Raw genomic sequence first — 26,541 nt, 5'->3', positions numbered from 1 at the left:
GGAAGGATTGTAACGGACCCGCGTGGTGTTACCGCGTGAGGGGATCGCGCTGCGGCTGAGAGGGTTCCGCGGATTCCTCGTCGCGTTCGGGGTGCAGATGCACATCACCGCGCAGGAGAAACACGCTGCCGGTCAGCGAGTAAACGAGGTGATAAAGCCGGATCATCAGCAGCATCGCGACGATCTGGTTCATCGTGACCTGGGGCGGGTGGTCGAGCATCTGCTTGCCGATGGCTTCCCAGACGCCAGCGCCCTGCGGAGTGATGGGCAGAGAGCCGGCGAGGAAAATGATCGGGATCACGGTCAGCAAAAGGCCAAAGCCGGCCACGGCGCGATCCATTCCCATGGCGTAGCCTGCAACCGCGGCCGCCGACGCCAGCGCAAAATGGATCGGCACACTCAGGCCCATGGATGCCAGCACCGCGCCTTTGTGGTCGGCATACGCCAGTGCGGCGGCGTCGAGTTTGGTCAGCAGATTCTGGCCGGGCAGCTTTGAAATAAGCCGGTCCACACCCAGGGCGCGGCGGATGCGCCGGGAAAAATAGAATGCGGCCGTCAGCGTCAGCACCGCGGCCCCGATCCACAGATTTTGTGAGATGCGTTTCGCCAGCGGCTCGTGGAGGATGAACAGACTCACCACACCCGCCAGCAGCACCAGGCCGACCATGCCCGCGATGCGGTCGAAGACGACACTCATGACCGCCTCGGTGCGTCGCTCCTTGCGTCGCGCTGCGTAGAACGCCTTGACTACATCACCGCCTGTCGAGCCGGGCATGCAGTAATTGAAAAAGGCACCGATCATCGTGAGCTTCAACGCCTGTCCGTAACTCACCTCAAGCCCGCGTGCCTTCATGAGGATGAGCCAGCGGTACGCCTGTGCGGGATAAACCGGCGCGACCAGCAGCAGCCCCAGAAACAGCAGGCTGCGATCCGCATGACGCACGGTCGTGATGAAACTCGGACGCAGCAGGTAATGGTCGGTGTCTGACAGTTCCGTGGGCGAGAGCGTGATTTGAGTCGGGGTCAGTCCGTCGGTTTCGAGAATGAGTGGTTCAGCCTGATGTTGCGGATCGACCGCTCCGCCGACGACTCTCATGAGTATCGGTTGAGAGATATTGGGAAACCGTGACGCGCCGGGCCGCACCTCGATGCGATCCACCCAGTCCACATTCCAGACGATGAAGGCGATCCCCGCCGCAGTCAGGAGAATCCGCAGGGCAAGGGACAGGTAGCGTTTGATGGGCGAGGATTCCGACGACGCCATGTGCAGCCTATCGTAATCGTTTCGGTCGAGATGGTAATTTTTTATTCAGGCGTTCATCCTGCCGCCGCGAGGAAGCGTCAGCGGCTACACTCACACACGCATGGAACCAGCGACCCCTAATGAATGGGACGAGACTCCCGCGACCAGTGCCGATCATCCCGCGCGACGGGCCGCGGTGATGGTGTGGGTCTTAAGCGCGGTCTGTCTGGTCGTCTTTGGCTGTCTGGGGACGTCCGCGTTTGTGTTTTCACGAGTACCCCACGAGGAACTGCAAAAAATCTTTGCCGACAACGGCCAGGAAATCGCCGCTCCCGACCCGAAATTGTTGAGCGTGATGGCCCTGATGATGGTCGCGCTAGGCGTGCTGCCGGGCATCGTCTATCTGATCGCGGGGTTTGGCGTGCGCGCGGGGAGATCGGGTGCGACCAACCTCGCTTTATACCTCGTCATCACTCAGGTCATCATCTTCGGCCTGCTGATGCTCAACGGTGTGATCGGGGCGTTGCTTGCCGGCGATCCTGCTTCGTTGACGATGGTTATTTTGCCGCTGGGCACGCTGCTGGCGATCATGGGCTTTACCATTCGCTGGCTGATTTCCGCTCTGAGGCTCAGCCGCAGCAACGTGTCGTAGCGTTTACTGCCAGGGCCAGGAAAATACGCGGTGCGTATCGTCTATGTGATTTATGTCCGAACCAAGAGAATCAAAACCTGAGACGAGCAAACCGCCGCCTCGTGCCTTTGCGCAGGGTACCGGCGTGGTTTTGCAAACCGTGGGCATCCTGCTCTTTCTGACCAACTGCTGCGCCTTTACGTTGACCGGTCTGTGGGACAAGGTCCTCTCACGAACCGATGTCATTGAACGGATTGACGCGGGCCAGCCATTGGGGATGTCACTTCAGCGGATGTTTGAGAATCCCGCAAAGGCGGGCTACATGCTCACGGTGATGTCGAGCACGGTGGGCGGACTGGCGATGGCGGTGCTGGGGCTGGGGATGCAGGCGGACCGTCGTCGCGCCGCAGCCGGTGCGCTGGCGAGCGTGGCCGCGACCAGCGCGGTGATGCTCGCAGCCGGCGTGCTCCTGTGGGTCGGCTCCGCTTCCTGGGGTGCCCGCGGGTGGAACGCGATGCTGGTGTTGATCCTTCTCACCTGCGCGGGGTTCACCTGGCACGCGCTGCGCGAGATTCAAGCCGCACCGCCTCCATTGAACATCGACATTGTGCCGCCGGGGAAAAAGATTCCGTACAGCTTTTACCATGACGATCCGCCTGAGGTGCGATTAGCCAAAGAGCTGGAAAACCGCAAGGCGAAACTGGACGCCGAACGAAATGAGATCGAACGCATCGAGCGGGAACTGCGGGATCGCGGCACAGGATCACAGTGATGCGTCGCAGCAAGTCGCTGCACTAAGGAGATAGCCGCTGCCGTCGCGATGCCGCACCGCATCCGACCTAATCTCGTGCATAATATCGGGGCTTCCCGCGTTTACCCTCCAGGGACTATCCATGCGATTACTTTCCGCAGTATGTTTCCTTGCGTTTTCGGTGCATGTGTATGCTGCATCCGCAGTTTGCGCCGCCGAGACCGCGTCAGCGACACAACCCGCCGCTGAGGTTCGCGTCGATCCCGCAGCCGATGAGTTGCTTACCCGTATCGAAACCAAAGCCAGAGACCTCCGCACCTTCAAGGCGGATTTGCGCTACGACCGCAATCAGGTTCTCGTCGGCGACAAGCAACGACGTTTCGGCAAGATCGTTTACGTCGTCGGTCCGCCTGCGAAGTTTGCCGTACAGTTCGATCGCCTGCTGGTCGATGGGCGTGTCGAGCAGCAAAACCAATGGTTCATTTACGACGCCAAGTGGCTGATCGAACGAAACGACGCGGAAAAGACTTTCATCAAGCGGCAGGTGGTTGCACCTGATGCGCCGAAGGATCAATCCGATCCGTTGAATCTCGGCGAGGGACCGTTCGCTTTGCCGATCACGACGAAGAAGGCTCAGATTCTGAAAAAGTTTGATGTCGTCATTGAGCCGGAGTTGAAGGAAACCGACCCGAAAAACACGGTACATCTGAAGCTCACGCCTCGCGCCGGGGTCAAGTCGGACCTGACCCGCATCGACCTCTGGTATGACCTTGAGACGCTGCTGCCGACGCAGGCCCGCACGCTTGATGAATCGGAAAACGAGACGGTGATACTGGTGAACAAAGTCGTGGTCAACGAGCCGGTGGAGGATCAGGTCTTCGATGCCGCCGAACCGAAAGATCACGGCTGGAGCGTGCAGGTCGTGCCGTGGGAAAAGGCGAAGTAATCCTCACGTCAGCGGGGTTATTTCTTTTCGATCAGTTCCAAGCCGTTCATGTAAGGCCGCAGCGCGTTGGGTACGCGGATGTTGCCCTCAGCGGTCTGGTAAAGCTCCATGATCGGAATGAGGATTCGCGGGCTGGCCACGACGGTGTTGTTGAGCGTGTGGCAGATTTTCACTTTCCCTTCACCGCCGCGTCCGGATTCGCCGGAACTTTCCCGGTAGCGTAGGTTCAGCCGGCGCGCCTGGAACTCATAAAAACGTGATGCCGAGTGCGTCTCGCCCCAGTTATTACGTGAGGGCATCCACGTTTCGATGTCGTACTTGGCGGCCTGTCCCTGACCCAGATCAGCGGTGCAGACGTACACGACGCGGTAGGGCAGTTCGAGAGCTTTCAGGAGCGTCTCGGCGTTGTCGAGAATCACGCCATGCCAGCGTTTGGATTCTTCGACATCGTTGCGGCAGACAATGACCTGTTCGACCTTTTCAAACTGATGGATGCGATAGAGTCCCGCGGTGTCCTTGCCGTAAGTACCGGCTTCGCGGCGGAAACACGGGCTCATCGCGACGTACTTGCGAGGCAGGCTTTTCTCGTCGAGCACTTCATCCATGTGAAAAGCGGTCAGCGCGACCTCAGCCGTCCCGACGAGGAATTGCGGCGGGTCTTCGTTGGTCAGCGTGTAGGACTGTTCCCGACCCAGCGGGAAATAGCCTGTGCCCACCATCGCCGGCTCGCGGACCATGACCGGCACGCTCATCGGGACAAAGCCGCGCTGAATCATGAGATCCATTGCGAAGCGCAGCACTGCCTGGTGGAGCAGCACGCCGGCACCGGTGAGGAAATAGCTGCGTGATCCCGAAAGTTTGACGCCCCGGTCGATGTCGATCATGCCCAGCTCCGCGCCGAGCGTGAGATGATCCTTGGGTTGAAAGTTGAATGATCGGATCGTGCCGACGCGACGGATTTCGACGTTTTCCGACTCATCCGCACCCAGCGGCACATCGTCGTCGGCCGGTTGAGGCACGCGAAGCACCAGATCATGGATCTGCGGTTCGAGCTGCGCGATCTGCGGTTCGAGCGTCTGCTCCTGCTGTTTAAGCTCAGCCGGGCGAGCCTGCAGAGCTTTCATCTGTTCCTGAAGCTGCGTTTTTTCCGCGTCGGTCGCTTTTTTGAGGCGGCCGGCAAGCTGGCCGATCTGCTTGCTGATGGAGTTTTTTTCAGCGGTGATCTGCTGCTGCCGGGTAATCAACTCGCGGTGCTGCGCATCAAGCGCGAGCAGGGCGTCGATGTCGGCATTGATGCGCTTTCGCTGGGCGGCGAGTTTATAGCGTTCCGGATTTTCACGCAGGTCCTTAAGGTCGATCATGGGGGCACATCATAAAGTGCGAGGCGCGGAAGTGTAACGCCGTCAGCCGGAATCGGTCGTGAGGGATGAGATTACGCTCTGGCCGCTAACCAATCCGCTTGTGCAGCAGACGATGGATGCGGCGGAAGCAGCCCATTACCCGCTCAGCAAAGACGCGGTAACTCAGCAGGCGGAGGTAGTCGTCGTTGGGCTGGAGCCGACGCGCCCGGCGGAGCCAGCAACGAGCCCGTTTGACGCGCCGAGCATCGAGGTAAGCGAGCACAAGATTCTGCATGGCGATCACGTTACCCGGAACAATGCGCAGCGAACGCCGGCAGTCGGCAATGCCTTCGTCGATCTGTCGGGTCATCATCCGCGCAACGCCTCGGTGGAGCAGCGCGGTCGCCATGCGGCTGTCGTCGAGTTCCAGATCGTGTGCGGCCAGGATCATGGGGGTGAGCAGTTCCACCGCGGGCTGAGGCATGCGGAGATCGATCAGGAGATGCGCCAGTTCCATCACCTGGTCGGGCGTGTGGCCGTTCAGATCAAGCTCGGCACGCAGTTGCGATTGAGCGGTGGTGTGGTCGCCGCGCTGCTGAGCGATCCTCGCCAGCGCGAGGTGGACGCCGGGCAGGTCCGGTTCGAGCCGGCCGGCCATCTCCAGTTCCACCGTGGCGGCCTCGTGATGGCCCGCGAACAGTGCCAATTCCCCCAGGTGCAGGTGGGCCGCACCGAGAGTGGGATTAAGCTCCAACGCTCGGCGCAGTTTTTCCCTCGCTTCGGCGTGTCGTCCCATTTCGACGAGCAGGTTGGCGGATTCGATGAGGGTATCCGTGTCGCCGGGATCTTCACGGAGCTGTTCGAGGAAGAACTGATGCGCCCGTGCGAGTTGTCCGCGCCGCCAGCAGGCGCGGGCCAGATGGGCGTGGGTGTCGGGGTAATGCGGGTCGAGTCGCAGTGTCTGGAGCCAGCACCATGTCGCGCGTTCGAGGTCACCGCGTGCGGAGAGGCTGTGCGCCAGATGATCATAGCAGACGGGGCATTCATCGCTGATCTGCCGCGCCATGTAGAACATGGTTTCAGCCTGATCGTGATCGCCGATGCGGGCATACGCCAGAACGCGGTGGCAATAGGAAGCCTCGCACTCAGGGTCGAGCTTTTCGAGTCGGGTGAGCGTTTCAATCGCCTGCTCACAGCGTGAGGTGCGGAGTTGATCGACCGCCAGATGCAGCATCGCTTCGCCGTCTTCGCCGCGAAGCCGGAGGACTTCCTCGAAGCATCGGATGGCATCGTCGAATTGTCCGAGGGCATCGAGCGTCAAACCCATGCCGAAGTGCCAGTCACTCTGGCTGGGGTCGAAGTTCAAGGCGAGGCGCAGCTCTTGCAGCGCTTTATGCCACTGTCCCGATTCATAAAATTGTCGGGCTCGCTGGGCGTGTTGTTCAGCTTGGTGCCAATCGCTCATCGAGGTCTGCTCACTCGGTCGGAAAGGCTCCCGCGAATAGCGCGGGACCGGGAAATTATCGGCCAATCGGGAGGAACGGCGATAGTGGTTTTCGGTAACCCCACCGTTATTATCTTATCCTGCCGTTGGCGTAGCACCGCCGATGTTTTCCAAGGTTCCCCGCCGTACTCAAGGATGAGTCGTTTGTCCGCGTTGACTAACCCATTATCGCCGCAGGATTCTCGACGTATCCCCGGTGCTGTCCTCTCGGTACTGCTGGCTGCGTTTTTCCTGCTTATCTGGCTCCAGACGGCCCTTTCTCAGCCGCCGCAATCGACCGGCGAACAGGCTCAGTCCTACCTTACCGCGATCCGTGACGCGAAACTCGATCCCACCAGACGTCAGGAAGCCGTCGGCAAGCTGCTGACTCTCGATCGCGCGGGAGCAGTCGAACTGCTGGTGATCGAGCTTCGCCCCGAAGGTGACTCAGGCGTCCAGCGCGTCATCGCCCAGAGCATCGCAGCCATGCCGAATGAGCCGCCGGCGGAATTGTCCTGGCCTCTGTTCACCCTCATGGATCGCGCCGATGATCCGACGCTGCACGACTTGGCGTCTGCGGTGGGGCGGTACGACGACCGCCGGATGATGCGCCGACTGATCGAGACCGTGGACGATACCACCGCCCCGATGGGTCGTCGTCGCGGTTCCGTGCTGAGCCTCGGCCATCACCGCACGCAGGCCACGGTCAAGGCATTGATCGAGTTCACCGACCCCGGCAAGCCGCCGCAGATCCGCGCTGCCGCATTCACCGCGCTGGCGCAACTGACGGGGATCGACGACTTCGGCAGCGATCTGGCGCAATGGCAATCCTGGTGGGAAGAACGAAAGCGGATGAGTGAGGAGCAGTGGTATGAAGACCTGCTCGCCCAATACAGCCGCCGGACGAAGCGCGAGTCGGCAGGTGTGCGGAAGATGCAGGAGCGAGTCGTCGAATTGCAGCGACAGCTTTACCGCGCGACTTCCGTGGACGCTCGACCTGACCTGCTGGTGACTTTGCTGGCTGACCCGCTGGAAGCGACCCGGCAACTGGCGATTGAGCTGACGGTTCAACGGCTCACCGATACCCAGCCGATCACCCCTGAGCTGCGTAAGGCATTGCTGGCCCGGCTGGATGATTCGGGGGCGGCGATCCGGCAGGGCACGGCGCGCATTCTCCGTGAGCTGGCTGATCCCGCCGGTGCCGATGCGGTGGCCGAGCGGCTCGCGCAGGGCAGCGAGCGTGACCCGGATGTGGTGCGGGCGTACCTGCTCGTGCTGGCGCGTTCACCGCGTGCCGGCGGGGTGGACGTGGCGGTCAACCTGCTGGGGGAATCGGGCATGAGCGGCGAGGCGGCTGCGGCACTGGCGAAAGCCATCGATGCCAAGCTCCTCTCCGCGCAGCAGCGCGCGGAGGTGATTCAGCGTCTGCGCAGGTTTGTGAATCCGGATGCGCCGCCTGAACCTCGTGTTATCGAACTGCTGGGAAAAGTCGCACAGGAAGACGACTGGCCGCGCATTGTGCGCTGGCTGGATGACCCTGACACGGCTGTGCGTGTCGCCGCAGCGACGGCGTGGGCGCAGTCGGATCGTCCGTTGCGTTCGTTGGCGGATCACGCTGGCGATGCGGCCATCCGACCGATTGTCATCGAGGCAGCCACGCGGCGCGGGGATGATCTGGAAACCGCAATGGCACTCGTGCATAACAAGCCCGATCAGGATCAGGCGGTTCAGACCTGGCAGCGGGCTTTGGTGGCGATGAGCAGCCGTATCGCGCCTGAAGCGGCACTGTCGCTCAACGATGCGCTGCTGGAGCAAAAGGAAACGCCGACCCTCCGCGAACAGGTGCTCAGCGCAGCCATCGCCCGATTCAACTCGGCGGCGACGCAACCTGCGGACACCGCTCCAGCGACTCAGGCAGCCATCCCTCCCGCGCTGGTGGATCTGATTCTGGCCAGCGGAGAGCTGCGGCTGGCGCAGGGGGAGACGTCGCCAGCCCTGGCGGACCTCAAGAAACTCGAACAGGTCACGACGCTTAGTGCGGCACAGAGCCTGCGGCTGCGGCTTGGATTTTTTCAGGCTGCGCTGGCGTCAAGCGAATGGAACGAGGCTTTCACCCGGGCGGCTCAGGTCGTCCAATCCGCACCTGCTGACAGCCCGGCAAGAGAAACCGTTCTTCAGTCGCTGCTGGCTGCGGCGCAGCGCAGTCTGGCCACCGGACAAAAAGAAACAGCCCTAAACCTGGCGACTCAGATTCGCAGCCTGGCGGGCGCAGCGCTGACCGAGACGATGAACGAAAAGGTCACTGAGATCGAGCGTCGCGCCCAACCGACACCTCCGCCTGCTCCGACCAGTCAACCGGCCACGCAACCGGCGGAGCAGCCAGCGGCACCGTAATCCCTTCAACGGCGGACGGCTGCCCGGAGCGAAAATTCCGGCTATACTCATCGATCCGGTCACTCAATCCCCAGCACCGGATTACAGCCTCGTTTTACGGCGAAAAAATATGGAAACCGTCATTACCGGCAAAGCGTTTGTTCTCGGCGACGACATCGATACCGATCAGATCATCCCGGCTGAGTATCTCTCGTTTAATCCTTCCGATCCCCAGGAGCGGAAGTTTTTCGGGATGTATGCGATGGCGGGCGTCCCGCCTGCGCAGTCTGGTCTGCCCGCGGGGAACACCCCTTTTGTCGAAAAGGGCAAGTTCAAGTCCGTTTACAAGATCGTCATCGGCGGGCGGAACTTCGGCTGCGGCTCATCCCGTGAACACGCGCCGCTGGCCATCGCCGAGGCTGGAGCCACGGTTGTCGTCGCGGAGTTTTACGCTCGCATCTTCTTCCGAAATTGCGTCAACGGCGGATACCTGCTTCCCTGCGAGACTACCACGCCGCTGGTCAATGAAATTAAGACCGGCGACGAAGTGACCGTCGATCTGGATCGAGGCACGCTGACCAATCGCGCCAGCGGAAAGACCTACCAGCTTCGACCGCTGGGCGATGTCAAACCGATCATCGAAGCGGGTGGAATTTTCGAGTACGCGAAGACGGCAGGCATGCTCAAAGCCTGACCCGATCTTCGTGAGGTGTTCCGACTTTCAATACACAGCGAAATTATGGACGCGACATACCTTCAATCCAAGCACGAAGCCGGCAAGCCGTACGAAGCCTACGTAGCTGGGGGCAAGCCCGAACAGCAGGAAAACTGGAAGCGGATTTACGATCAGGCGTCGCTGACGGAATCGCAGACGAAGCTGGTCGGCTCATTCATCCGCAGAATCAATGTGATCGCAATGTCGGGCCTCTGGTGCGGCGACTGCGTGCAGCAGGGGCCGCTGATCCAGCGGATCGCCGAAGCCAACCGCGCAAAGATCGATCTCCGCTGGGTGGACCGCGACGCCCACGCCGACTTGCAGGAAAAACTGATGATCAACGGCGGCAAGCGTGTGCCGGTGCTCGTGTTTTGCGCGGAGGATTATCAGATTGTCAGTTGGTACGGCGACCGCACGCTCTCTCGCTACCGCGCGATCGCGCAGCGTCAGCTCGGCCCCAGTTGCCCATTGCCCGGCGCTCCGGTGGACAAGAGCGAGTTGGCGGCGACACTTCAGGACTGGCTGGACGAGTTCGAGCGCGTCCACCTGCTGCTGCGCTTGAGCGGCCGGTTGCGGCAGAAATACAACGATTAAGCCCGTCCCTCCTCCCATTTCGTCAGGAAACGGAACGAGCCGACTCCGCCAGTCGCGGCTTGCGCGGTTGACATTGGGTACGGATCGTCGGGTTACGACGTGAGGCGGCGGGGAACTAACAGGGAAGCGGTGATTACCGATTACCGCACTTTGCCCATGACCAGCGACACGTTGTGCCCGCCGAAGCCGAACGAATTGCTCATGGCAATTTTGACATCAGCCTTGCGCGCGACGTTGGGTACGTAGTCGAGATCGCATTCCTCGCCGGGGTTGTCGAGATTGATAGTGGGCGGAAGGATGCCGGTCTGAATCGCCTTGGCGGTGATGATGGCCTCGACCCCGCCGGACGCGCCGAGCAGGTGGCCGGTCATCGACTTGGTAGAGCTCATGGGGATGCGTTTGGCGACCTCGCCAAAGAGACGCTTCACCGCGCGGGTCTCCGCCTGATCGCCCAGCGGGGTGCTGGTGCCGTGAGCGTTGATGTAGGACACGTCGTCGGTATTCACGCCGGCATCGCGGAGGGCGGACTGCATGGCGAAGGCTGCGCCTTTGCCCTGTTCATCGGGTGCGGTGATGTGCGAGCCGTCGGCTGATTGTCCGTAGCCGAGGAATTCGCCGTAGATCCGTGCCCCGCGTTTACGAGCGTGTTCGTACTCCTCGAGCACGATGATGCCTGAGCCTTCGCTGAGGATAAAGCCGTCACGGTCGCGGTCGAACGGCCGAGACGCCTTCTCCGGCGCGTCGTTGCGTTCAGACAGAGCACGCAGGGCGATGAAGCAGGCCATTCCCAGCGGGGTCAGCGCGGCTTCGGACCCGCCGGTAATCATGATGTCTGCATCGTCGTAACGAATGCACTTGGCGGCTTCACCGATGGCGTGGGCGGCTGAGGCGCAGGCGGTGGCGACGGCGGAGTTAGGACCGTGGACGCGGTAGTGGATGGAGATGTTCCCGCTCGCGGCATTGCACATGAGCTTGGGAACCATGAACGGGCTGACCCGTTCGGGGCCTTTTTCGAGCAGCTTCTGGTGCCCCTCGGCAAATTCCTCGATGCCGCCGACGCCTGAACCGACGATTGAGCCGACCCGCCAGGGATCTTCTTTGGAGATATCCAGGCCGGCATCCTTGACGGCGTCGATCGCGGCGTTGAGCGCAAACTGGGCGAAGCGATCGAGCCGCTTGGCGTCACGTTTTTCGATGTTGGGTGCCTGCCAATCGCTCACTTCGCCGCCGAACTTGGTGGCGTGGCGCGAGGTGTCAAAGCGAGTAATGGTCCGAATGCCGGACTTACCCGCTATCAGGTCAGACCACACGCCCTCAACGGAGAGCCCGAGGCTGGTGACCCATCCGAGGCCGGTGATCACGACGCGTCGCTTGCTCATAAGGGGAATGAATCCTGGGCGCGGCCCGGCATCAACGCAGACGCGAGCGGCCAATGACTGCGCGGCACTGAGTCAAAGTAAGCGGAAAACATCAGGCTTTGGGCTTGTTCATGTGCTGCTTGATGTAATCGATCGCCTGACCGACGGTCTGAATCTTCTCCGCCTGCTCGTCGGGGATGGAGGTCTCGAACTCGTCCTCAAACTCCATCACCAGCTCAACAGTGTCGAGACTGTCGGCGTTGAGATCCTGGACAAACGAGGTGTCACGGCTGATCTCACCCTTGTCCACGCCCATCTGGTCGGCAACGATCGAAATAACTTTTTCTTCGATCTCTTTTTCGGTCACGCTCATCGGACTCTCCTTGAGTTTGCCGGCCTCGCAGGCGGCGTCCCTGATTTTCCCCGATCGCCCCGCATATGAAAAAGCGGGAATGGCTCCGGGGCCAGAATATAACGACCTTCCATATCCGTCACAAGCCGCTTACGTCGCAGCCTGAAGATTCCTGTGGATGTCGGGGGCCGTTCTTTCCGTAAATCGGCCCTCCGTATCAATACATTGTCATCCCGCCATCGACCGCCAGCACCTGGCCGGTGGTGAATCCCGCATCTTCGGATGCGAAATAGGCGACCGCCGCCGCGATCTCGCAGCCGCGTCCCATCCGCTTGAGCGGAGTGTGATCGACCGCCAGATCCTTGACCTGCTGGGGCAGAACCTGGGTCATGTCCGTCTCAATGAAGCCGGGGGCGACGACATTGGCGGTGATATTTTTCGACGCCATCTCCTTGGCGATCGACTTGGTGAGGCCGACCAGACCGGCCTTTGCCGTCGCGTAGTTTGCCTGGCCCGCGTTTCCCACGAGGCCCGACACCGAGCCGATGTTGATGATCCGGCCCCATTTGCCGCGCATCATCGGCCGCAGCGAGGTGCGGCAGGCGATGAAGACGCTCTTGAGGTTTGTGTTGATCACTTCGTCGAACTGCTCGTCGCTCATGCGGAGCATCAGACCGTCACGGGTGATGCCCGCGTTGTTGACGAGGATGTCGAGCCGCTTGTATTCGTCGGCGATTTTTTCAATGGCCGCTTCGAGGGCTTTGCCGTCACCGATGTCACAGGCGACGCACGACGCCTGCCCGCCGGCATCGGTGATTTCCTTCTGCACCTGGGCCAGCTTGTCGGCGTTCCGGGCCATCAGGATGACGCGGCGACCCTGCCGCGCCAGGGCCTTGGCGATCTCTGCGCCGATGCCGCGGGAAGCTCCGGTGACGAGGGCGATGCGCTGTTCCTGGGATTCACTCATGGTTTCGATCCGGGGGTTCCGTTAGGCGTTGACGATGAAAGCTCGGATGCAGTTTATGCGGACGGCTCCGCGTGATTTTCGACTTTGACCGCCCGATCAATGCGACGCATCAGACCGGAGAGCACCTTGTTCGGTGCCAGCTCGACGTAGCGACCCGGCATGTGCGCGACAGCCCAGACCATGGACTGCTCCCAGCGTACCGGGCTGGTGAGCTGCTCGACGAGACGTTTCCTGATCGAGTCGAGATTGTGTCCGTCGTGAGGCAGGGCAGTGACGTTGGAGATCACAGGCACCGCCGGCTTGTTCCACGCGACGCCGGCAAGCGCGGCGGCGAGGCGATCCGCCGCAGGTTTCATCAATGGAGAGTGAAACGCGCCGGCGACTTTCAGCGGTGTCGCTTTGAGGCCCATTGTCCCAGCGACCTCAACGGCGCGGTAACACGACTCAAGACTGCCGCTGATGACGATCTGGCCGGGACAATTGAAATTGGCCGGTACGAGCACTTCGCTGGGGCCGCCTCGTTCCAGACTTTGTTCACAGACGAGATTCGCCTGCGGCTCATCGGCGCCGACCAGCGCGACCATGCCGCCTTTGCTCGCCTCAGCCGCTTCCTGCATGTATTGCCCGCGTTTGCGTACCAGTTGCAGGCCGTCCTCAAAGCTGAACGCTCCCGCCAAATGCAGCGCGGTGAATTCACCCAGCGAAAGGCCGGCGGTACCGCTGATTTCACCGAGCACACCTCGCTCTTTGAGGACACGGAAGCAGGCGACGGAAGTGGTGTAGATCGCCGCCTGCGCGTAATCCGTTCGGTTGAGCTGTTCTTCGGGACCGTGAAAAGCGATGCCGCTGAGGTCGATGCCGAGAATGCGATCCGCGTCAGCGAAGACGGACGCAGCCGTGGGATGCTGCTGGGTCCACGCTTTCCCCATGCCCACCTGCTGTGCGCCCTGGCCGGGGCAGAGGACCATCGCCGGCCCGATCGTTGCGTTATTTCCCTGATCCGACATAAAGCTCACTTGTAAAACGAAAACCGGGTGCGTCTCAGATGCGCCACAGGCTCGATGCCCATGTCAGCCCGCCACCGAGCGCGACAAAGAGAACCAGGTCGCCTTTCTTGAGTTTACCGGCGGCCATCAGTTCGTGAAGACAGATGGGGACGCTGGCGGCACTGGTGTTTCCGAAGCGGTCGATGTTGATGTAAAGCTTTTCCGGAGGCAGCCCCAGTTTTTCCCGTGCCGATTCGAGAATGCGCGCGTTCGACTGATGCGGGATGATGACCGCCAGGTCGGAGGCCTTGTAGCCCGTAGCCGCCAAGGTTTCTTCAATGCTCGACATCAGGGTCGTGACCGCGAACTTGTAAACCTCGCGGCCGTTCATCTGGAGCGTGTTGTACGCGCCGGAAAAATCAGCGCCTCCCGGCACATCGCCGGGCGTCCGGGGGACGTATAGCTCTTTCCACAGCCCGCCGTTGCTCGACATGCTCTGGTAGATGCAGCCTTCGTCGGGGTTATCCGAGGCGGTGACGATGGCGGCGCCCGCGCCGTCGCCAAACAGCACGCAGGTGCGGCGGTCGTTCCAGTCCGTGATCTTGCTGAGCACCTCGGCGCCGACGACGGCGATGGTGCGATAGAAGCCCGACTGGATCAGGCTCGACGCCATATTGAGCGAATAGACGAAACCGCTGCACGCGGCGCTGATGTCCATAGCACCGGCGGGGCTGGCGCCCAGGTCGGCGACGACCCGCGCGGCGGTCGAGGGACAGCACATCTCGGCGGTGATCGTCGCCAGCAACAGCAGGTCGAGCTGTCGCGGTTCCATCCTGGCATCGCGGAGAGCAGCCTCAACAGCACCCCTGGCGAGGGGAAGCAGACTTGTTTGCTCGTCGGCGATGCGCCGTTCCCGGATGCCCGTGCGCTGCTGAATCCACTCGTCGCTGGTTTCGATACGCTTGGAAAGATCGACATTGGTGATCGACTGCGGCGGCAGACACATGCCCGTGCCCGCCAGTCGCACGCCGGCGGGGCGGCGGGGTGCGGTAAATCGTGCGGTCGCGCCGGAACTACCTGTGGCGGAGTCGGTGCTCATGCCGCGTCCTCTTGGGCAGACTCGGGCGCAGGTTCGATTTTGGACAGCCGCTCGACGATCGCCTGGTTGACCCCCAGCCGCGTGTAGGCGACCGCGTTGCGCACCGCGGCGACTATCGTGCGGGCCTCACTCGAACCGTGACAGATAATGCACACGCCGTTTGCGCCCATCAGCGGCGCGCCGCCGTGCTCGTGGTAGTCGTGTTTCTTGTAGATGCTCTTGACGACCGGCTCAAACTTCATCGCCAGCTCAGGATCGATTTCAAAAATCTCGTGCGCGATGGTCTTGAACAATCCCGCAGCCAGACCTTCCGCGAGCTTGAGCACGACATTTCCCGTGAAGCCCTCGGTGACGACGACATCGCAATGTCCGTCGAAAAGATCGCGGCCTTCGATGTTGCCGACAAAGTTGAGCGTTTTGTCGGGCTTCATCAGCTTGGTCGTGTGTTTGACCAGCGGCGTGCCTTTGCCCTCTTCGCCGCCGATCGACAGCAGGGCGACGCGAGGATTTTTGACGCCGACGACTTTTTCCGCGTACACCGCGCCCATGTGGCCGTACTGATGCAGGTGATGGGGCTTGGGGTCGGGGTTGGCCCCGACATCGCAGAGGATGATCGGGCCGAAAAAGGTGGGGATGGTCACGGCGATTCCCGGTCGGTTGACCCCCGGCAGGCGTCGCATGGACATCTGAGCGGAAGCGACACACGCGCCGGTGTTGCCGGCACTGATGATGATGTCGCAGCGTTTTCCCTTGGCGCGCTGGCCGCCCAGCCAGCCCATGCGCACGATCGAGCTGTCCGGCTTGGTGCGCAGCGCGGTGACCGGAGGCTCCGCCATCCCGATGACCTGAGTCGTGGCCTCGATTTCGAGTCGCGGGTCGTTTTTGAGGCCCCGTTCGGCGATGCCTTCGCGGATGATCGCCTCATCGCCGATAAGGACCAGTCGGTCCTCCGGCGTGAGCAGCTTGATGGCATCGAGGCTGCCCGTGAGGATTTTGTCGGGGGCGTGATCGCCACCCATGACATCGATGGCGATACGCAAGCTACTCTTCTTCCTTCGAGAGCGCCAGCTTCACACCCGGGCGGACAAAGCCACACGACATACACGCCGCGTGAGGGAGCTTGGCGCCGCCGCAGTTGGGGCAGCGAACCGAAGCGATCTTTTTCAGGGCCTGATGCGACCGGCGCATCCGGCTCTGAGACTTGGACTTGCGTTGGACTGGGTTCATGACGAGGCCGCCTTATGTGCATCCGCCGCCGCAAGGCAGCGCGAGATTCCGAACCCTTTGGGGTTCACTCCATAAAACAAGGTCGTGAAAGTTATCCGCGAGGCGGGAAAACGTCAAGAACGCTCATCCCCGGCCCGGCTATCTATACGCCTGTTGTTGACGCGCCGCAAGCGGTGGGCGGTTCCGTGGCGGCATGGGCCATTTACCGTCGATCGGGAATGACGCCGCGGCCGGGTTGCCGATACGTCACCCCTTCCATCAAGGCCCTGATCTGGGGCACGTCGGCCACTTCCATCAGCCCGAAACAAAAGAACGACTGCGCCTGATCGTAATTCATTCCCCAATCCATCAAATACCGCAGCGTGGGGAATGATCCGTAAGAGGTGTAGGTTGAAAAAAGCTCCGGCTCCAGCGCAGCGGCGAGCAGGCAGATGAATGACGCATTCCAGCCGTCGCTGACCATGTGGAGCTTCTTCGCCTTGACCCGTTTGAGGATCGCCTTTGCCGCAGCCAGGACTTGCGCCGCACGAATACCCGTGAAACGGTGGCCGGTCGCGTCGAGCACCATCAGGGATAACACGGACGCGCTGCCCGTGCCGCAGCCAAGCGTATCGATCCGGAATCGCGGCCCCTCCTCCGCTATCGGCAGGGGCATCGGAGTCGCACGGCCGGCATCACCCATGATGAGCACCGGCTCACGGTCCTCTTTACCAGGTTCAACGGTCACGGCGAGCGTCCAGGGGCCGGCCTTTACCGCCAGCAATTCCACGCCCTTTTCTTCCCGCACCGTCGAAAGCTCCGCTTGATAATCCGGCAGCCGGAGAACAGCCGCGAGCTTTTTTCTCAACGCCTTTTTCTGCGCCACGGTCTGAGGCATCTTGTGTCCGCGTCGCAGTGCGTCAGCCCTTTCCCAGGCGAGCCGCTCTACCGTCGTCTGGCTGGCGGGCAGTTCCACGCGCAGCGCATCTTCCGTGTAAAGCTCATCAGTGCGGTGCATGTCGCCTTCGGGCATATTGGCGGCCAGCTTGAAATGCCGTTTGACGAAGCGATAAAACTGCCGGCGATTGTCCGCAGCGTAGTTATGCGTCCCCGGACGGATGTTGTTGTAAGTCTCAAATACTTCCGCAGCTCCCATCGCCTTGTAAGTGGGTACGACGGCATCGTAGATCACCGGACGAGTCGTTGCGGTCTTAAAGCAGCAATCGTCATTCTGATTGAGGATCAGGAGTGCCGGTCGCGGCGCGAGCATGGCCGTCATCATGTCGTAATCCGCTACCGTGCAGAGATCGCTGGGAGTCTGCTCCATATCACCCAGATCGTCGGGGCACCCGATGCGTGTGCGTGTGGCGGTGTAGCCTGCGACGGGTACGCTCATGGTGATGCGCGGGTCGATGGCCGAGAGCACGATCGTCTGCCACCCGCCGCCTGAAAGCCCGGTGCAGCAGACACGTTTGCGGTCAGCGTGAGGGCGTGACAGGAGCAGATCGAGGCCCTTTTTGAGAGCCAGGTAAAACAAACCGACTCCTGCCATTCCGGTCAGGTCGAGCAGGGCGATGTTATTGTGTCGGGCGTCGGCTTCGAGGTCGCCCATGCCGATGTATTCGATGTTGAGGGCGATCATGCCCCGCCGTGCGATGTTGGCGCAGCGAATCTGCTTGTAGTCAGCCGCTTTCCCGCCGCGATGGTGGCCGTTGGGGTTGATGATGACCGGCACGTTACCCGTGAGCTTTGTCGGCTCGTAAAGCAGGGCGGGGATCCAGTAATTCGGGTAGGCCTCGTAGCAGAGCTTGCGGATGAGATAGGACGGGTCCGGCCGCAGAACCCGACCCCAGCGCACACGCGGTTTGGCGGCATAAATTTTTTCGGGAATCCCGCGCAGGAAAACTTTTTTCAGCAACGCGCGTTGCAGCGTGACGATGCGTTTCTTCCAGCCCGGATCAGTCGGCGCGACAAACGGCTTGAACTGTGCGCGAAGAAACTCGTCAAGCTGGGACTCGGCGGATTGTTCGGACGCGGGAGTGTCGTAGAGTGATTGCATGGCTTTCCCCGAAGATCCGAGACAGAAAGCGTCGGAGTCGTCAGCCGTTTACATGCCGCTGCGCAGGGCCGCAAGATGTCGCGCGAAGTGATCCGCGAGAACTTCACGGTGCGTGTCGGGATGCGCTTCGAGGACCGCCCGAACCGCCGGGCCGAACTTCTTGTCCGTCAGCACCGAGCCGAAGGTGCAGTGCATGATCTGCCTGCCTGGGTTGGTGAACCCCTTGCCTTTGGCCACGCTGGACCAATCCTGGAGATAGATTTGCTCCAACTGCTTGATGCGTGCGACCTCGGACGGCGGGGCTGCGTCGGCGAGAGTCGCCGAGACGTGATAAGTCGCCTTGTCCGTGTCGTAACGACCGCGCGCAAAATCGACGATCGCACGAAAGAGTTTGGCGTCGTGACGCGCCACGACCCGCAGGGCTTCCAGATAGCTCGTCCCCGCCGTTTTGACGTGGAACATGCCTCGTGTCGCCCGTGCGAACAGGCGGTACATCGAAATCTTGTCCGATCCTGAGTGCAGGCTCAGCTTGTAAGGGCCAAGCTGACGTGCGATGGCTGCGTGATCGTTGAGCGATTTTTCCAGGGCTTTGAGATTGCCCTTGTAGTCCACGCCTTTTTCAAGGTCGCCGATGAACCGCGGCGCGAGGCTGACGAGGTTGATGCTCCGCGGGCCAAGCTGGTCCGCGATGATGTAATGCTCCGCGAGCGTCGTCGGCTCAGGAGTTTCATCGACGGACAGCTCGATCTCATAGGCTGTGCCTTCGGTACCGCGGGTCTTCATCACCTTGGCGATGTGTGCGGCGATGCGGGCGGTGTGAGCGATGGCGCGGCCGTACTTCACCGCGGCACGCTTGACGGAGGAACTCTCAAACCGGATCGTCGGCCCATCCTTGATGGCGACGGATTTCCCCTCATAGCTGCGAACCCACGGCGTCTGGCTCTTGATCTGGGCAAACTTCGCGTCCAGTGTCGCCTTGTCGTAGCTGTCCGCGTGTGTGTCCACGTGCGCGGAGGGGTCAATCGTGAAGAACACAAAACCCGCAGCGGCGGTGTATTCCACGTCCTCCTCAGTCTTGAGATGGTCCGCGTCGGCACCCCAGACATCCGTGTATTTTTCCGCTTTGAGGGCTTTGGCCGCAGCAGCCATCACTTGCTTGGGCGTGCGCTTCGTGCGGGTCATTTCACGGATGGACTGCTGGGCGAAAATGGGCTTGATGCTACCGGCTCCGGAGCCGCCTTCGCGCTTGAGGGCTTCGAGGTGGCCGGGTGTCGCCAGACCCAGACGGTCACCAAAACCAAAGGAGGGTTCGAGGCCGAGTGTGGACGCTTTTTGTACGGGCATGGGAAGACTCCGGGCGCGTTGCTGAGGGTGAACGGATCTAATTGCGATCATCAATGCAACTACGGGCGGATCAAGCTAGCGAACAGCCGCGAGTGCGTCCAATGCACATCTTTCGGAAAGAGTGCGGAATCGGTAAACGAGGCGATAGGCGTTCGACGTTTTGATCCGAGCCTTCGTCGGCGACAGCACGGACGAACACTCAGCGCATCAGGCCGGCCCCTCGATATCACTGCGGGCACCGTTGGGATTGTCGGTTTCCAATTCCTTCCAGATGAGGATGTGTCGCGTCTCAGGAAGCAGAATCGAGCCGACGACGAAGGTGACAGCCGCGATGACGATGGGGTAGTAGAGGCCGGCGTAGATGTTTCCGGTCCTTGCGACCAGAACCAGCCCGATCACCGGCAGCAGCCCGCCGAAGACACCGTTGCCGATGTGGTAGGGCAGCGACAAGGCGGTGTAGCGGATGCGTGCGGGGAACGCTTCGACGAGGTAAGCCGCGATCGGACCATAGACCATCGTGACGAAAATCACCTGGATGAAGACCAGACCGACAAGCAGCCACGCGACCGGGTTGGCGATCAGCATGAGTGGCTCGCTGTGCGAGAGGACTTCCTGTGCAGGTACCAGTGTTGAGCTGTCTCCTTCCTTGAAAGACTGCGGCACGACTCTGTGAGCACCGGTAAGCGGATCGGTGGTGGTGCTGACGGTCACGACGCCTGAGCCAGCGACATTGCGCATGGTTTGATAGATCGGAATGTAGGTGAGTGCCGCCAGCAGGCAGCCGATCATCATGATTTTTTTACGTCCGATTCGATCTGACAGCGCGCCGAACACAACGAAGAACGGCATGCCCAGCAGCAGTGCCGCCGCGATGATGTAGTTGGCTGCCTGGGCGTTGACCTTCAGAATCGTCTGGAGATAAAAAAGCGCGTAGAACTGACCCGTGTACCAGACCACTCCCTGTCCGGCGGTCGCGCCAAAGAGTGAGACGAGCACGCGCTTGAGGTTGTCCCATTGGGTAAAGGCTTCGGTCAGCGGCCGTGCCGATGTCATGCCCGAACTCTTGATGTGCTGGAAGATGGGCGACTCTTTCATTCGCAGCCGGATGTAGAGCGAGATCGCCACGAGGAGAATCGAGATGAGGAAGGGCACTCGCCATCCCCATGATTCAAACGCTTCCTTGCTCATCGACGCCTGTACGGAAAGGATCACAGCCAGCGAGACGAAAAGGCCCAGCGTGGCGGTGATCTGGATGAAGCTGGTGTAAAAGCCGCGTCGAGCGTCGGGAACATGCTCAGCGACATAGACCGTCGCTCCGCCGTATTCCCCGCCCAGCGCCAGCCCCTGAAGAATGCGGATCAGCAGGAGGATGATCGGTGCCGCCATTCCGATGGTTGCGTAGGTTGGCAGCAGCCCGACCAACGCGGTCGCGCCTCCCATAATCAGCAGCGTGACCAGAAAGGCGTATTTGCGGCCGACCAGATCACCGATACGTCCGAAAAACAGCGCCCCGAACGGACGGACAACGAACCCGACCGCGAAGGTGGAGAGGTAGGCGATCAGGGCGAGCGTGTCGTTGCCCTTGGGATAAAAGAGAGGTGAGATGATGGTGGCGAGACTTCCGAAAATGTAGAAGTCGTACCACTCGATCATCGTGCCGACTGCCGAGGCGAGAATGACCTGGCGAATCTGGCGTGAGCTGAATTGAGTTTCCGGTACGGCGAGGACGGGATGGGCCATAGGGATGGATCCTCGACGGCCAGGCACCGCATAGACAGGCGGGACGCCGGGCAGCCGCGATGTGTTGCCGCAGATTAAACCACAGCCCGCATCCATCGACAAGAAAACCCACCGGCATCTCATGACACCGGTGGGTTCTCATTTACACGAATCCCCAAAACAGCGGGGAGGATACTTTACTTTTAATCATGCTCATGATCGTGGTCATGTTCATGATCTTCATGCTTTTCCTTGTCTTTGTTCTTGTCTTTTTTGTTGCCCGGATCGCGTGCCAACACGTGAGTGGCGACGCCATCAAGGGGCTTGGCGAGTAGCCACATGCCTTCCTTGATGTCATCGATGGTGCCCTCCTTGCCGTTGACCTTGAATTTGGTTTCTGCGTTGGTTTCGATGACGACCTGTGTCTTATTGTTTTTCGGGCCGACCTCGATGGTGATGGAGGTTCCCGACACGCCGACAACCTTGCCGGAGCGGGCCTTCCGGGGCTGTTTGTCCTTGTGACCGTCGTGATCTTTTTCCTTGGTGTTGTGCGTTTTATCGCCTGCACCGTTCGCGTCTTGATTGGCGAGGGCGAGAGAGCCCATTCCCAGACCCAACGCCAGTGTCAGCGCAACAACCTTCCAACTCTTCATACCATTGCTCCTGCCGGGCTTCCGGCTAAAGGCAATCGCTCGGCGGCGATCGCTGTTGGTGCGAACCATCACTTCAAACACATTCCCCAACAACGTGAGGAATCGTTCCGTTATTGCATTACCCAGTTTTTGTTTCCACCCCCGCGGCGGTGCGAAGGACCGTCATCTGTCCACCCAGCGGCAGCTCGATGGTGGCCTCGCGCCCGACGTTAATCAGGTCGAGCATCGGATCGAGCACCACGCCTTGCGGTGTCCAGCGTGCGTTCCAGAGGTGAGCCTCATGCCAGGGGTAATTTTCCGCGGTCTTGACGCCGCCATAGACGCCGCCAAGTTGCTTTTTGCGGATGAAGAACCGTTCGTAGGTTCCCTGCCAGGCGCGGGCGAAGCGTGGGTCACCCGTGTGCTTTGAGAGCCAGAGCAGCGTCCGCGCGTTGTAATCCAGATGCACATCGCCGACGGGATGTTTTTCAGGAGGCTTATCGGGGTTCCATTTCTGGTACGGGGCGGTCGTGTTCTGCCCCCACGCCAGTTCATACGCCCAATACACGCCGTCGGCATCTGTTAATTGAACTTTCAGCAGCCACTCTCCGACACGCCGGACAGCATTCTCCACGACCGGATCGCTGCCGGCTCGTTCAAGGTAGTCCACAAATGCTTCGGTCAGGATGCTGTTCATCCACGGTTTGACGATCTCGTTGAGGTGGCCGTGCGCTCCGACAGCTCCGCCCTGATCGGTGAAGTAGCCCGCGGGTGTTTGACACTGTGCCGCCCGCCGACACGCTGCACCGGCGCGGCGAAGATAGAACCGCTCACCTGTCACCTCATAGAGATGCGTCAAGCTGCGGATATACGCAGCGTCGCGGCCATAGCTGCGTCGCGGCCAGTTGGATCGGTCGATCGCATAGGCGGTGTCCGCGACCGCTTCCGCGCACTCAAGCAGGTATGGATCTCCGTTTTCGAGATAGGCCGCCAGCATGCCGATGACGCGCTGAAGCACCAGCGAAATAGCTCCGCGCACCTGACCGGAAATGAAGATCGTGAAATCCGCATGATCCATGCCGATGTCGGCACAGGCGTAGGCGTGACGAATCGCCGCGTCGTAGAGGTCGCGCCGCCTCATGCGGTACGCTCCGCGCATCAGGCCGTGGGAATGCTCGCCATCTCCGCCTGACGATGCCTCGTAAAATCTGCCGGAGGGCTTGAGTGATGAGGCCATGGCGAAGTCCACCATGCGGTCGGCGGTTTCATTCAGCGACCCGCGGGCCGGGAGTGCGCCATCCGGCCACAGCGCGCCGCAATACGCCAGCCATGCCTGCGGTGCGACGAACCGTCGCGTGCGGATCGGTGCGTCGGCAAGCGAAAGATCAAACTCGACCGTGCGAGCCATCCCTTTCCACATGCGCCGTTCGGAGGACGCCAGCCGCCATTCGACCGCGGGTGTGCCGTGTTCGCCCAATTCGATTTCCGCACCCGTGTAGGGCTGGTAGATCACGACGCCGTTTTGCGTCGCCAGTTTGCCGGGATGTTCCGCACTGACCAGATGGGTTGATCGCGCAATGTCGAGCTGGACATTGCCCAATGCGAAATCGTGACGCTGACCGTCGAGTTTTTCATTCAGCGAAGTGTTTACCGTGCGGAAGCCGAGCACGGGTACGATATCTTCGAGGTCGCGTCCCTGATCGAAGAAACGGTTGTTCACATGTCGTGCGGTCACGCGAGCCAGGCCGTTGGAAAAAAGCCAGATGCGGACTTCGCAAAAGAGCCAGTGTTGCCGGTGAAACCAGTGGCAGGAGTTGTATCGTGCAGGGTTGAAGGTTTCGTCGGTGACGTCGATGGTGCTGACGTAACCTGCTGCGTGGATCGCTTTGCACGACGGGCCGGCCCATTCTTCCTCGACGGTCAGCCACTCCCACCAGCGCGGACCGTCCGCTTTTTCGATACCCAGCCGCAGGCCGATTTCCCGGCCGGCGTGGGTGATGACCAACTCATTGACCTCGCGCATCGCCACGCCGATCTTTTTTTCCTCAAGGATGCCGACGCGCCATGCGGGAAGTGTCGCAGGCTTGATGGCGCTCTCGCCGGATTCGAGCGTGATCTGGTCACTCAAAGGTTTGTCGGAAACGCCGACGACCAGCAATCGCTTTGCGGCGCCCGGGCCGTCAACTCCCGGCCAGCGCGCCAGCGTCACCGCGTGCGACGGAACACCCTTGAACCGTACACTCACCGGCCCCTCACGCGGTACCGGCACCGAGGCGAGCGCGACAGTCGCGCCGGGTTCAGCATCTATCGCAGGCAGCCGAAGCTGGTCAATCCAGTTGGTATTCATGGGATAACAGATTATCGATTTCCGCGCCAAGGAACGGCGGTGACAGCAATCGCAGCTATGGCAGGGCGGGTTGTGTGTCCGCGGGAACCTGCCCCTGTCGGAAAGCATCCAGCCAGGAATTGAGCTGATTCAGCAGCGACGGATCGTCTGCAACGGATGCCAGCTTGGACGCCTGCTGTGCGTCGCGAATCGCCTCGTTAAAACGCCGAAGCTCGCCATAGGCTTTGGCTCGCGCAGCATAGGTCAAAGCGATCTTTCCGCTGGGCTGTTGTTCGGCCAGATCGGCGAACTCGATGGCGGATTGCGGGGAACGGACAGCCGGGTCAGTCGCGGTGGCGTAGGCCCAGGCGAGGTTCGCCAGCGCAAGACCATGCTTCGGGTGCCGACCGAGAATATCTCGCAGATGTTCGATGGCCTGTCGGGTCTGCCCGCTCTCGCCGTAAGAGACCGCCAGGTTAAAACGTGCTTCGTCATAGCCGGGGCGGGAAGCAAGTGCCGCTTCAAACTCGCTAATGGCGCGACTTCGATTCCCCAGCAATGTCAGCGCGACCCCCGCACCGTTGTGCGCTTGTGCGAGGTCCGGATCGAGGCGCAACGCACGCTCAAAGGCCTCAAGAGCCTGCCGAGGCTGCTGCTTTTTTTGCAGCAGTGTGCCGTACTGATACCACGCAGCAGCGGTGGTGCGGTTGTCCAGCGGCTTTTGATTGAGACTCGCCTTTTCGAGATACATCATCGCCGTGTCCAGATCGCCTTGCCGCATCAGCACGTAGCCGAGTAACCCCTGCGTGTATTGAAAGTCCGGCCGGATCGCCAGCGCGCAAAGTAACGCGGTTCGAGCTTCGGGTAGTCGGTTGATTTGTGAATACTCCAGGCCGACAGCATCGAATGCGCGGGAGTTGCCGGGTCGCTTTGCAACCACGTCTTCCCACATCACCAGCTCCGAGCGGTAATCCCAGTTTCGCATATAGGTCAGAGCACCCAGCACCGAGACGGCTGCCGCGACGAGGATGAAGGCCGTCATCGACGGCAGGGTTGAGCCGGAGGATGCGTGGGCGGAGTCAACGGAAGTTGATCGGAACAACCGTTCGCCGACGTGATAGGCCGCCATCACCGCCAGCACGATCACCGCGATAAGGGAGAGGTACATCCGATGTTCCGCGATGACTTCCGTGCGCATGGGCAGGAAGCTCGATGAGGGAGCCAGGATCAGGAAAAACCAGACGCCCGGAAAACCCCATGCAGGCCGGTAACGCAGCGCGAGCACGACGGCGATGAGCAGGCTGACGATGATGAGGCCGCGCGGCGCATACTGAGTGAAATGACGGAGGATCGGCACGCCGAAATCCGCGGGGCCGTAGTCGAGAATCAGCGGGTGAGGCCAGAGAGACAGCTTCAAGTATGTCAGGATCGAACTGGTCTGCGTCTGGAGGTAATCAAGGGCGGTCAGGTCATCGAAATGAAACCCGACGGATTGCCCCCGCGGCGAGTAGCACACGAGCAGGGCGAGGATCACCCACGTAGCTGTCAGGGAAAGATGCAGCCGCCATCGTCGGCGAATCAACTCGCGGAAGTTTCCTGAAAGAAAAATCCAGTCATAAATGAAAACCACCAGCGGCGCGGTGACCATGACTTCCTTGCTGCCCATGCCGACCGCGCAGACGATCAGAGCCGCTACGGACCACCCTTTCCGTTGGGAGCTGTTTGATGAGTCATGCGAGCGGATCACGCAGTAAAGCGTCAGGAGATAGCAAAGCCCCATCAGGATTTCGAGTCGCTGACTGACATAAGTGACCGCGCTGGTTTGCAGCGGGTGAGCCATCCATAAAAGGGCGATGGTCAACGCGAGCCAGCGACTGGACGCGGCGTAGCGTCCGGCAAACCGCGGCAGGTCCAGCGTCCGTCGGGTAATGCCCATCAGCGTCAAGGCCGCTGCCAGATGAATGACGAGATTGACCAGATGGTAGCCCCAGACTTTCAGGCCGTGGATTTGATAGTTGAGTGCGAAGGTGAAAGCTGTGACCGGTCGCCCTGAAAGTCCGGTTTCCTGCACGCCTGCGGGATGAAGCCAGATTTGCAGGGGATGACGGATCATCGAGTTGTCGATGAGCACCTGATGGTCATCGAAGACCATCACCCCGGAAAAGCTGTTGCTGTAGATCGCGCCGCCGACGAGCAGGAGAATCAGTACGGGAGCGATGGATCTGAACCGCACCATGAGTCGCCATTATCGTCGCAGATTGACAGGTTCAGCACAGCCGCATGGCGGCGCGGCCTGACTGCAAAATTTCATGCGGAAGTGTGATCTCGAATGGAGCCGATGGGGATCGAACCCACAACCTCGTCATTGCGAACGACGCGCTCTCCCAATTGAGCTACGGCCCCGCTATGGGGAAACC

General features: G+C 60.9%; 22 protein-coding genes and 1 tRNA gene. 6 read left to right on the top strand and 17 right to left on the bottom strand.

Annotated features, from left to right (window positions below):
- Positions 1 to 28: 28 nt before the first annotated feature.
- On the bottom strand, positions 29 to 1,264 hold the full coding sequence (locus IT444_04520; protein ID MCC7192029.1) for a flippase-like domain-containing protein: 1,236 nt from the start codon (positions 1,262 to 1,264) through the stop codon (positions 29 to 31).
- Between the two features lie 100 nt (positions 1,265 to 1,364).
- Between IT444_04520 and IT444_04515 the strand changes: the two genes are divergently transcribed.
- The 3 genes from IT444_04515 (at position 1,365) to IT444_04505 (ending at position 3,571) form a co-directional block, all read left to right on the top strand.
- Positions 1,365 to 1,895 carry a hypothetical protein gene (locus IT444_04515; protein ID MCC7192028.1) on the top strand — a complete coding sequence of 177 codons (531 nt, stop codon included), beginning with the start codon at positions 1,365 to 1,367 and terminating at the stop codon, positions 1,893 to 1,895.
- 52 nt (positions 1,896 to 1,947) lie between these two features.
- Complete coding sequence (locus IT444_04510; protein ID MCC7192027.1) at positions 1,948 to 2,646, top strand: hypothetical protein; 699 nt, start codon at positions 1,948 to 1,950, stop codon at positions 2,644 to 2,646.
- Between the two features lie 121 nt (positions 2,647 to 2,767).
- Complete coding sequence (locus IT444_04505) at positions 2,768 to 3,571, top strand: hypothetical protein (protein MCC7192026.1); 804 nt, start codon at positions 2,768 to 2,770, stop codon at positions 3,569 to 3,571.
- A 17-nt stretch (positions 3,572 to 3,588) separates the two neighbouring features.
- On the opposite strand, the gene serS is transcribed toward IT444_04505, so the two are convergent.
- Together serS and IT444_04495 are read right to left on the bottom strand one after the other, a co-directional pair.
- Positions 3,589 to 4,932 carry a serine--tRNA ligase gene (gene serS / locus IT444_04500; protein ID MCC7192025.1) on the bottom strand — a complete coding sequence of 448 codons (1,344 nt, stop codon included), beginning with the start codon at positions 4,930 to 4,932 and terminating at the stop codon, positions 3,589 to 3,591.
- A gap of 85 nt (positions 4,933 to 5,017) precedes the next feature.
- Positions 5,018 to 6,376 (bottom strand): tetratricopeptide repeat protein, encoded by a 1,359-nt coding sequence (locus tag IT444_04495; GenBank protein MCC7192024.1) that lies wholly within the window; start codon positions 6,374 to 6,376, stop codon positions 5,018 to 5,020.
- 183 nt (positions 6,377 to 6,559) lie between these two features.
- Here IT444_04495 and IT444_04490 point away from each other — a divergent pair, with 183 nt between their 5' ends.
- The 3 genes from IT444_04490 to IT444_04480 all read left to right on the top strand — a co-directional run bounded on the left by IT444_04490 (position 6,560) and on the right by IT444_04480 (position 10,076).
- Positions 6,560 to 8,788, top strand: a complete 2,229-nt coding sequence (locus tag IT444_04490) for a hypothetical protein (protein MCC7192023.1) — start codon at positions 6,560 to 6,562, stop codon at positions 8,786 to 8,788.
- Between the two features lie 109 nt (positions 8,789 to 8,897).
- On the top strand, positions 8,898 to 9,461 hold the full coding sequence (locus tag IT444_04485; protein MCC7192022.1) for a 3-isopropylmalate dehydratase: 564 nt from the start codon (positions 8,898 to 8,900) through the stop codon (positions 9,459 to 9,461).
- Positions 9,462 to 9,506: 45 nt separating this feature from the next.
- On the top strand, positions 9,507 to 10,076 hold the full coding sequence (locus IT444_04480) for a thioredoxin family protein (GenBank protein MCC7192021.1): 570 nt from the start codon (positions 9,507 to 9,509) through the stop codon (positions 10,074 to 10,076).
- Between the two features lie 140 nt (positions 10,077 to 10,216).
- Here IT444_04480 and fabF read toward each other — a convergent pair whose 3' ends face one another.
- From fabF to IT444_04410, 14 genes are all read right to left on the bottom strand, one after another.
- Entirely contained in the window at positions 10,217 to 11,455 is a 1,239-nt protein-coding gene (fabF, locus tag IT444_04475) for a beta-ketoacyl-ACP synthase II (protein ID MCC7192020.1), read from the bottom strand.
- 91 nt (positions 11,456 to 11,546) lie between these two features.
- Positions 11,547 to 11,807, bottom strand: coding sequence for an acyl carrier protein (gene acpP, locus IT444_04470; GenBank protein MCC7192019.1), 261 nt, complete (start codon positions 11,805 to 11,807; stop codon positions 11,547 to 11,549).
- A gap of 196 nt (positions 11,808 to 12,003) precedes the next feature.
- Complete coding sequence (fabG, locus tag IT444_04465; GenBank protein ID MCC7192018.1) at positions 12,004 to 12,753, bottom strand: 3-oxoacyl-[acyl-carrier-protein] reductase; 750 nt, start codon at positions 12,751 to 12,753, stop codon at positions 12,004 to 12,006.
- 53 nt (positions 12,754 to 12,806) lie between these two features.
- Positions 12,807 to 13,760, bottom strand: coding sequence for an ACP S-malonyltransferase (fabD, locus tag IT444_04460; protein MCC7192017.1), 954 nt, complete (start codon positions 13,758 to 13,760; stop codon positions 12,807 to 12,809).
- Positions 13,761 to 13,794: 34 nt separating this feature from the next.
- Positions 13,795 to 14,838, bottom strand: coding sequence for a ketoacyl-ACP synthase III (locus tag IT444_04455; GenBank protein ID MCC7192016.1), 1,044 nt, complete (start codon positions 14,836 to 14,838; stop codon positions 13,795 to 13,797).
- Positions 14,835 to 15,878 (bottom strand): phosphate acyltransferase PlsX, encoded by a 1,044-nt coding sequence (gene plsX / locus IT444_04450; protein ID MCC7192015.1) that lies wholly within the window; start codon positions 15,876 to 15,878, stop codon positions 14,835 to 14,837. Before plsX ends, IT444_04455 begins: the two co-directional genes overlap by 4 nt.
- A 1-nt stretch (position 15,879) precedes the next feature.
- Positions 15,880 to 16,065, bottom strand: coding sequence for a 50S ribosomal protein L32 (rpmF, locus tag IT444_04445; protein MCC7192014.1), 186 nt, complete (start codon positions 16,063 to 16,065; stop codon positions 15,880 to 15,882).
- A 202-nt stretch (positions 16,066 to 16,267) separates the two neighbouring features.
- Positions 16,268 to 18,103 (bottom strand): hypothetical protein, encoded by a 1,836-nt coding sequence (locus IT444_04440; protein MCC7192013.1) that lies wholly within the window; start codon positions 18,101 to 18,103, stop codon positions 16,268 to 16,270.
- A gap of 48 nt (positions 18,104 to 18,151) precedes the next feature.
- Positions 18,152 to 19,447 (bottom strand): hypothetical protein, encoded by a 1,296-nt coding sequence (locus tag IT444_04435; protein MCC7192012.1) that lies wholly within the window; start codon positions 19,445 to 19,447, stop codon positions 18,152 to 18,154.
- Positions 19,448 to 19,654: 207 nt separating this feature from the next.
- A complete protein-coding gene (locus IT444_04430) occupies positions 19,655 to 21,187 on the bottom strand; it encodes an MHS family MFS transporter (protein MCC7192011.1) in 1,533 nt (510 codons plus the stop codon).
- Positions 21,188 to 21,369: 182 nt separating this feature from the next.
- Positions 21,370 to 21,819 carry a hypothetical protein gene (locus tag IT444_04425; protein MCC7192010.1) on the bottom strand — a complete coding sequence of 150 codons (450 nt, stop codon included), beginning with the start codon at positions 21,817 to 21,819 and terminating at the stop codon, positions 21,370 to 21,372.
- 118 nt (positions 21,820 to 21,937) lie between these two features.
- The gene (locus tag IT444_04420) at positions 21,938 to 24,145 is read right to left on the bottom strand and encodes a hypothetical protein (GenBank protein ID MCC7192009.1); all 2,208 of its coding nucleotides are present in this window, start codon (positions 24,143 to 24,145) and stop codon (positions 21,938 to 21,940) included.
- A gap of 55 nt (positions 24,146 to 24,200) precedes the next feature.
- Positions 24,201 to 26,360 (bottom strand): tetratricopeptide repeat protein, encoded by a 2,160-nt coding sequence (locus IT444_04415; protein ID MCC7192008.1) that lies wholly within the window; start codon positions 26,358 to 26,360, stop codon positions 24,201 to 24,203.
- 94 nt (positions 26,361 to 26,454) lie between these two features.
- Positions 26,455 to 26,527, bottom strand: a tRNA-Ala gene (locus tag IT444_04410).
- Positions 26,528 to 26,541 lie beyond the last annotated feature (14 nt).

The organism is Phycisphaeraceae bacterium, assembly GCA_020851465.1.
Lineage (GTDB): Bacteria > Planctomycetota > Phycisphaerae > Phycisphaerales > Phycisphaeraceae > JADZCR01.
The sequence above is the reverse complement of the archived record's forward strand: the minus strand, read 5'-3'. Positions and strand labels throughout refer to the sequence as shown.

Excerpts from the sequence above, each read along its gene's own strand:
- IT444_04520 (MCC7192029.1), bottom strand. The coding sequence starts at position 1,264 with ATGGCGTCGTCGGAATCCTCGCCCATCAAACGCTACCTGTCCCTTGCC.
- IT444_04515 (MCC7192028.1), top strand. The coding sequence starts at position 1,365 with ATGGAACCAGCGACCCCTAATGAATGGGACGAGACTCCCGCGACCAGT.
- IT444_04510 (MCC7192027.1), top strand. The coding sequence starts at position 1,948 with ATGTCCGAACCAAGAGAATCAAAACCTGAGACGAGCAAACCGCCGCCT.
- IT444_04505 (MCC7192026.1), top strand. The coding sequence starts at position 2,768 with ATGCGATTACTTTCCGCAGTATGTTTCCTTGCGTTTTCGGTGCATGTG.
- serS (MCC7192025.1), bottom strand. The coding sequence starts at position 4,932 with ATGATCGACCTTAAGGACCTGCGTGAAAATCCGGAACGCTATAAACTC.
- IT444_04495 (MCC7192024.1), bottom strand. The coding sequence starts at position 6,376 with ATGAGCGATTGGCACCAAGCTGAACAACACGCCCAGCGAGCCCGACAA.
- IT444_04485 (MCC7192022.1), top strand. The coding sequence starts at position 8,898 with ATGGAAACCGTCATTACCGGCAAAGCGTTTGTTCTCGGCGACGACATC.
- IT444_04480 (MCC7192021.1), top strand. The coding sequence starts at position 9,507 with ATGGACGCGACATACCTTCAATCCAAGCACGAAGCCGGCAAGCCGTAC.
- fabF (MCC7192020.1), bottom strand. The coding sequence starts at position 11,455 with ATGAGCAAGCGACGCGTCGTGATCACCGGCCTCGGATGGGTCACCAGC.
- acpP (MCC7192019.1), bottom strand. The coding sequence starts at position 11,807 with ATGAGCGTGACCGAAAAAGAGATCGAAGAAAAAGTTATTTCGATCGTT.
- fabG (MCC7192018.1), bottom strand. The coding sequence starts at position 12,753 with ATGAGTGAATCCCAGGAACAGCGCATCGCCCTCGTCACCGGAGCTTCC.
- fabD (MCC7192017.1), bottom strand. The coding sequence starts at position 13,760 with ATGTCGGATCAGGGAAATAACGCAACGATCGGGCCGGCGATGGTCCTC.
- IT444_04455 (MCC7192016.1), bottom strand. The coding sequence starts at position 14,838 with ATGAGCACCGACTCCGCCACAGGTAGTTCCGGCGCGACCGCACGATTT.
- rpmF (MCC7192014.1), bottom strand. The coding sequence starts at position 16,065 with ATGAACCCAGTCCAACGCAAGTCCAAGTCTCAGAGCCGGATGCGCCGG.
- IT444_04440 (MCC7192013.1), bottom strand. The coding sequence starts at position 18,103 with ATGCAATCACTCTACGACACTCCCGCGTCCGAACAATCCGCCGAGTCC.
- IT444_04435 (MCC7192012.1), bottom strand. The coding sequence starts at position 19,447 with ATGCCCGTACAAAAAGCGTCCACACTCGGCCTCGAACCCTCCTTTGGT.
- IT444_04430 (MCC7192011.1), bottom strand. The coding sequence starts at position 21,187 with ATGGCCCATCCCGTCCTCGCCGTACCGGAAACTCAATTCAGCTCACGC.
- IT444_04425 (MCC7192010.1), bottom strand. The coding sequence starts at position 21,819 with ATGAAGAGTTGGAAGGTTGTTGCGCTGACACTGGCGTTGGGTCTGGGA.
- IT444_04420 (MCC7192009.1), bottom strand. The coding sequence starts at position 24,145 with ATGAATACCAACTGGATTGACCAGCTTCGGCTGCCTGCGATAGATGCT.
- IT444_04415 (MCC7192008.1), bottom strand. The coding sequence starts at position 26,360 with ATGGTGCGGTTCAGATCCATCGCTCCCGTACTGATTCTCCTGCTCGTC.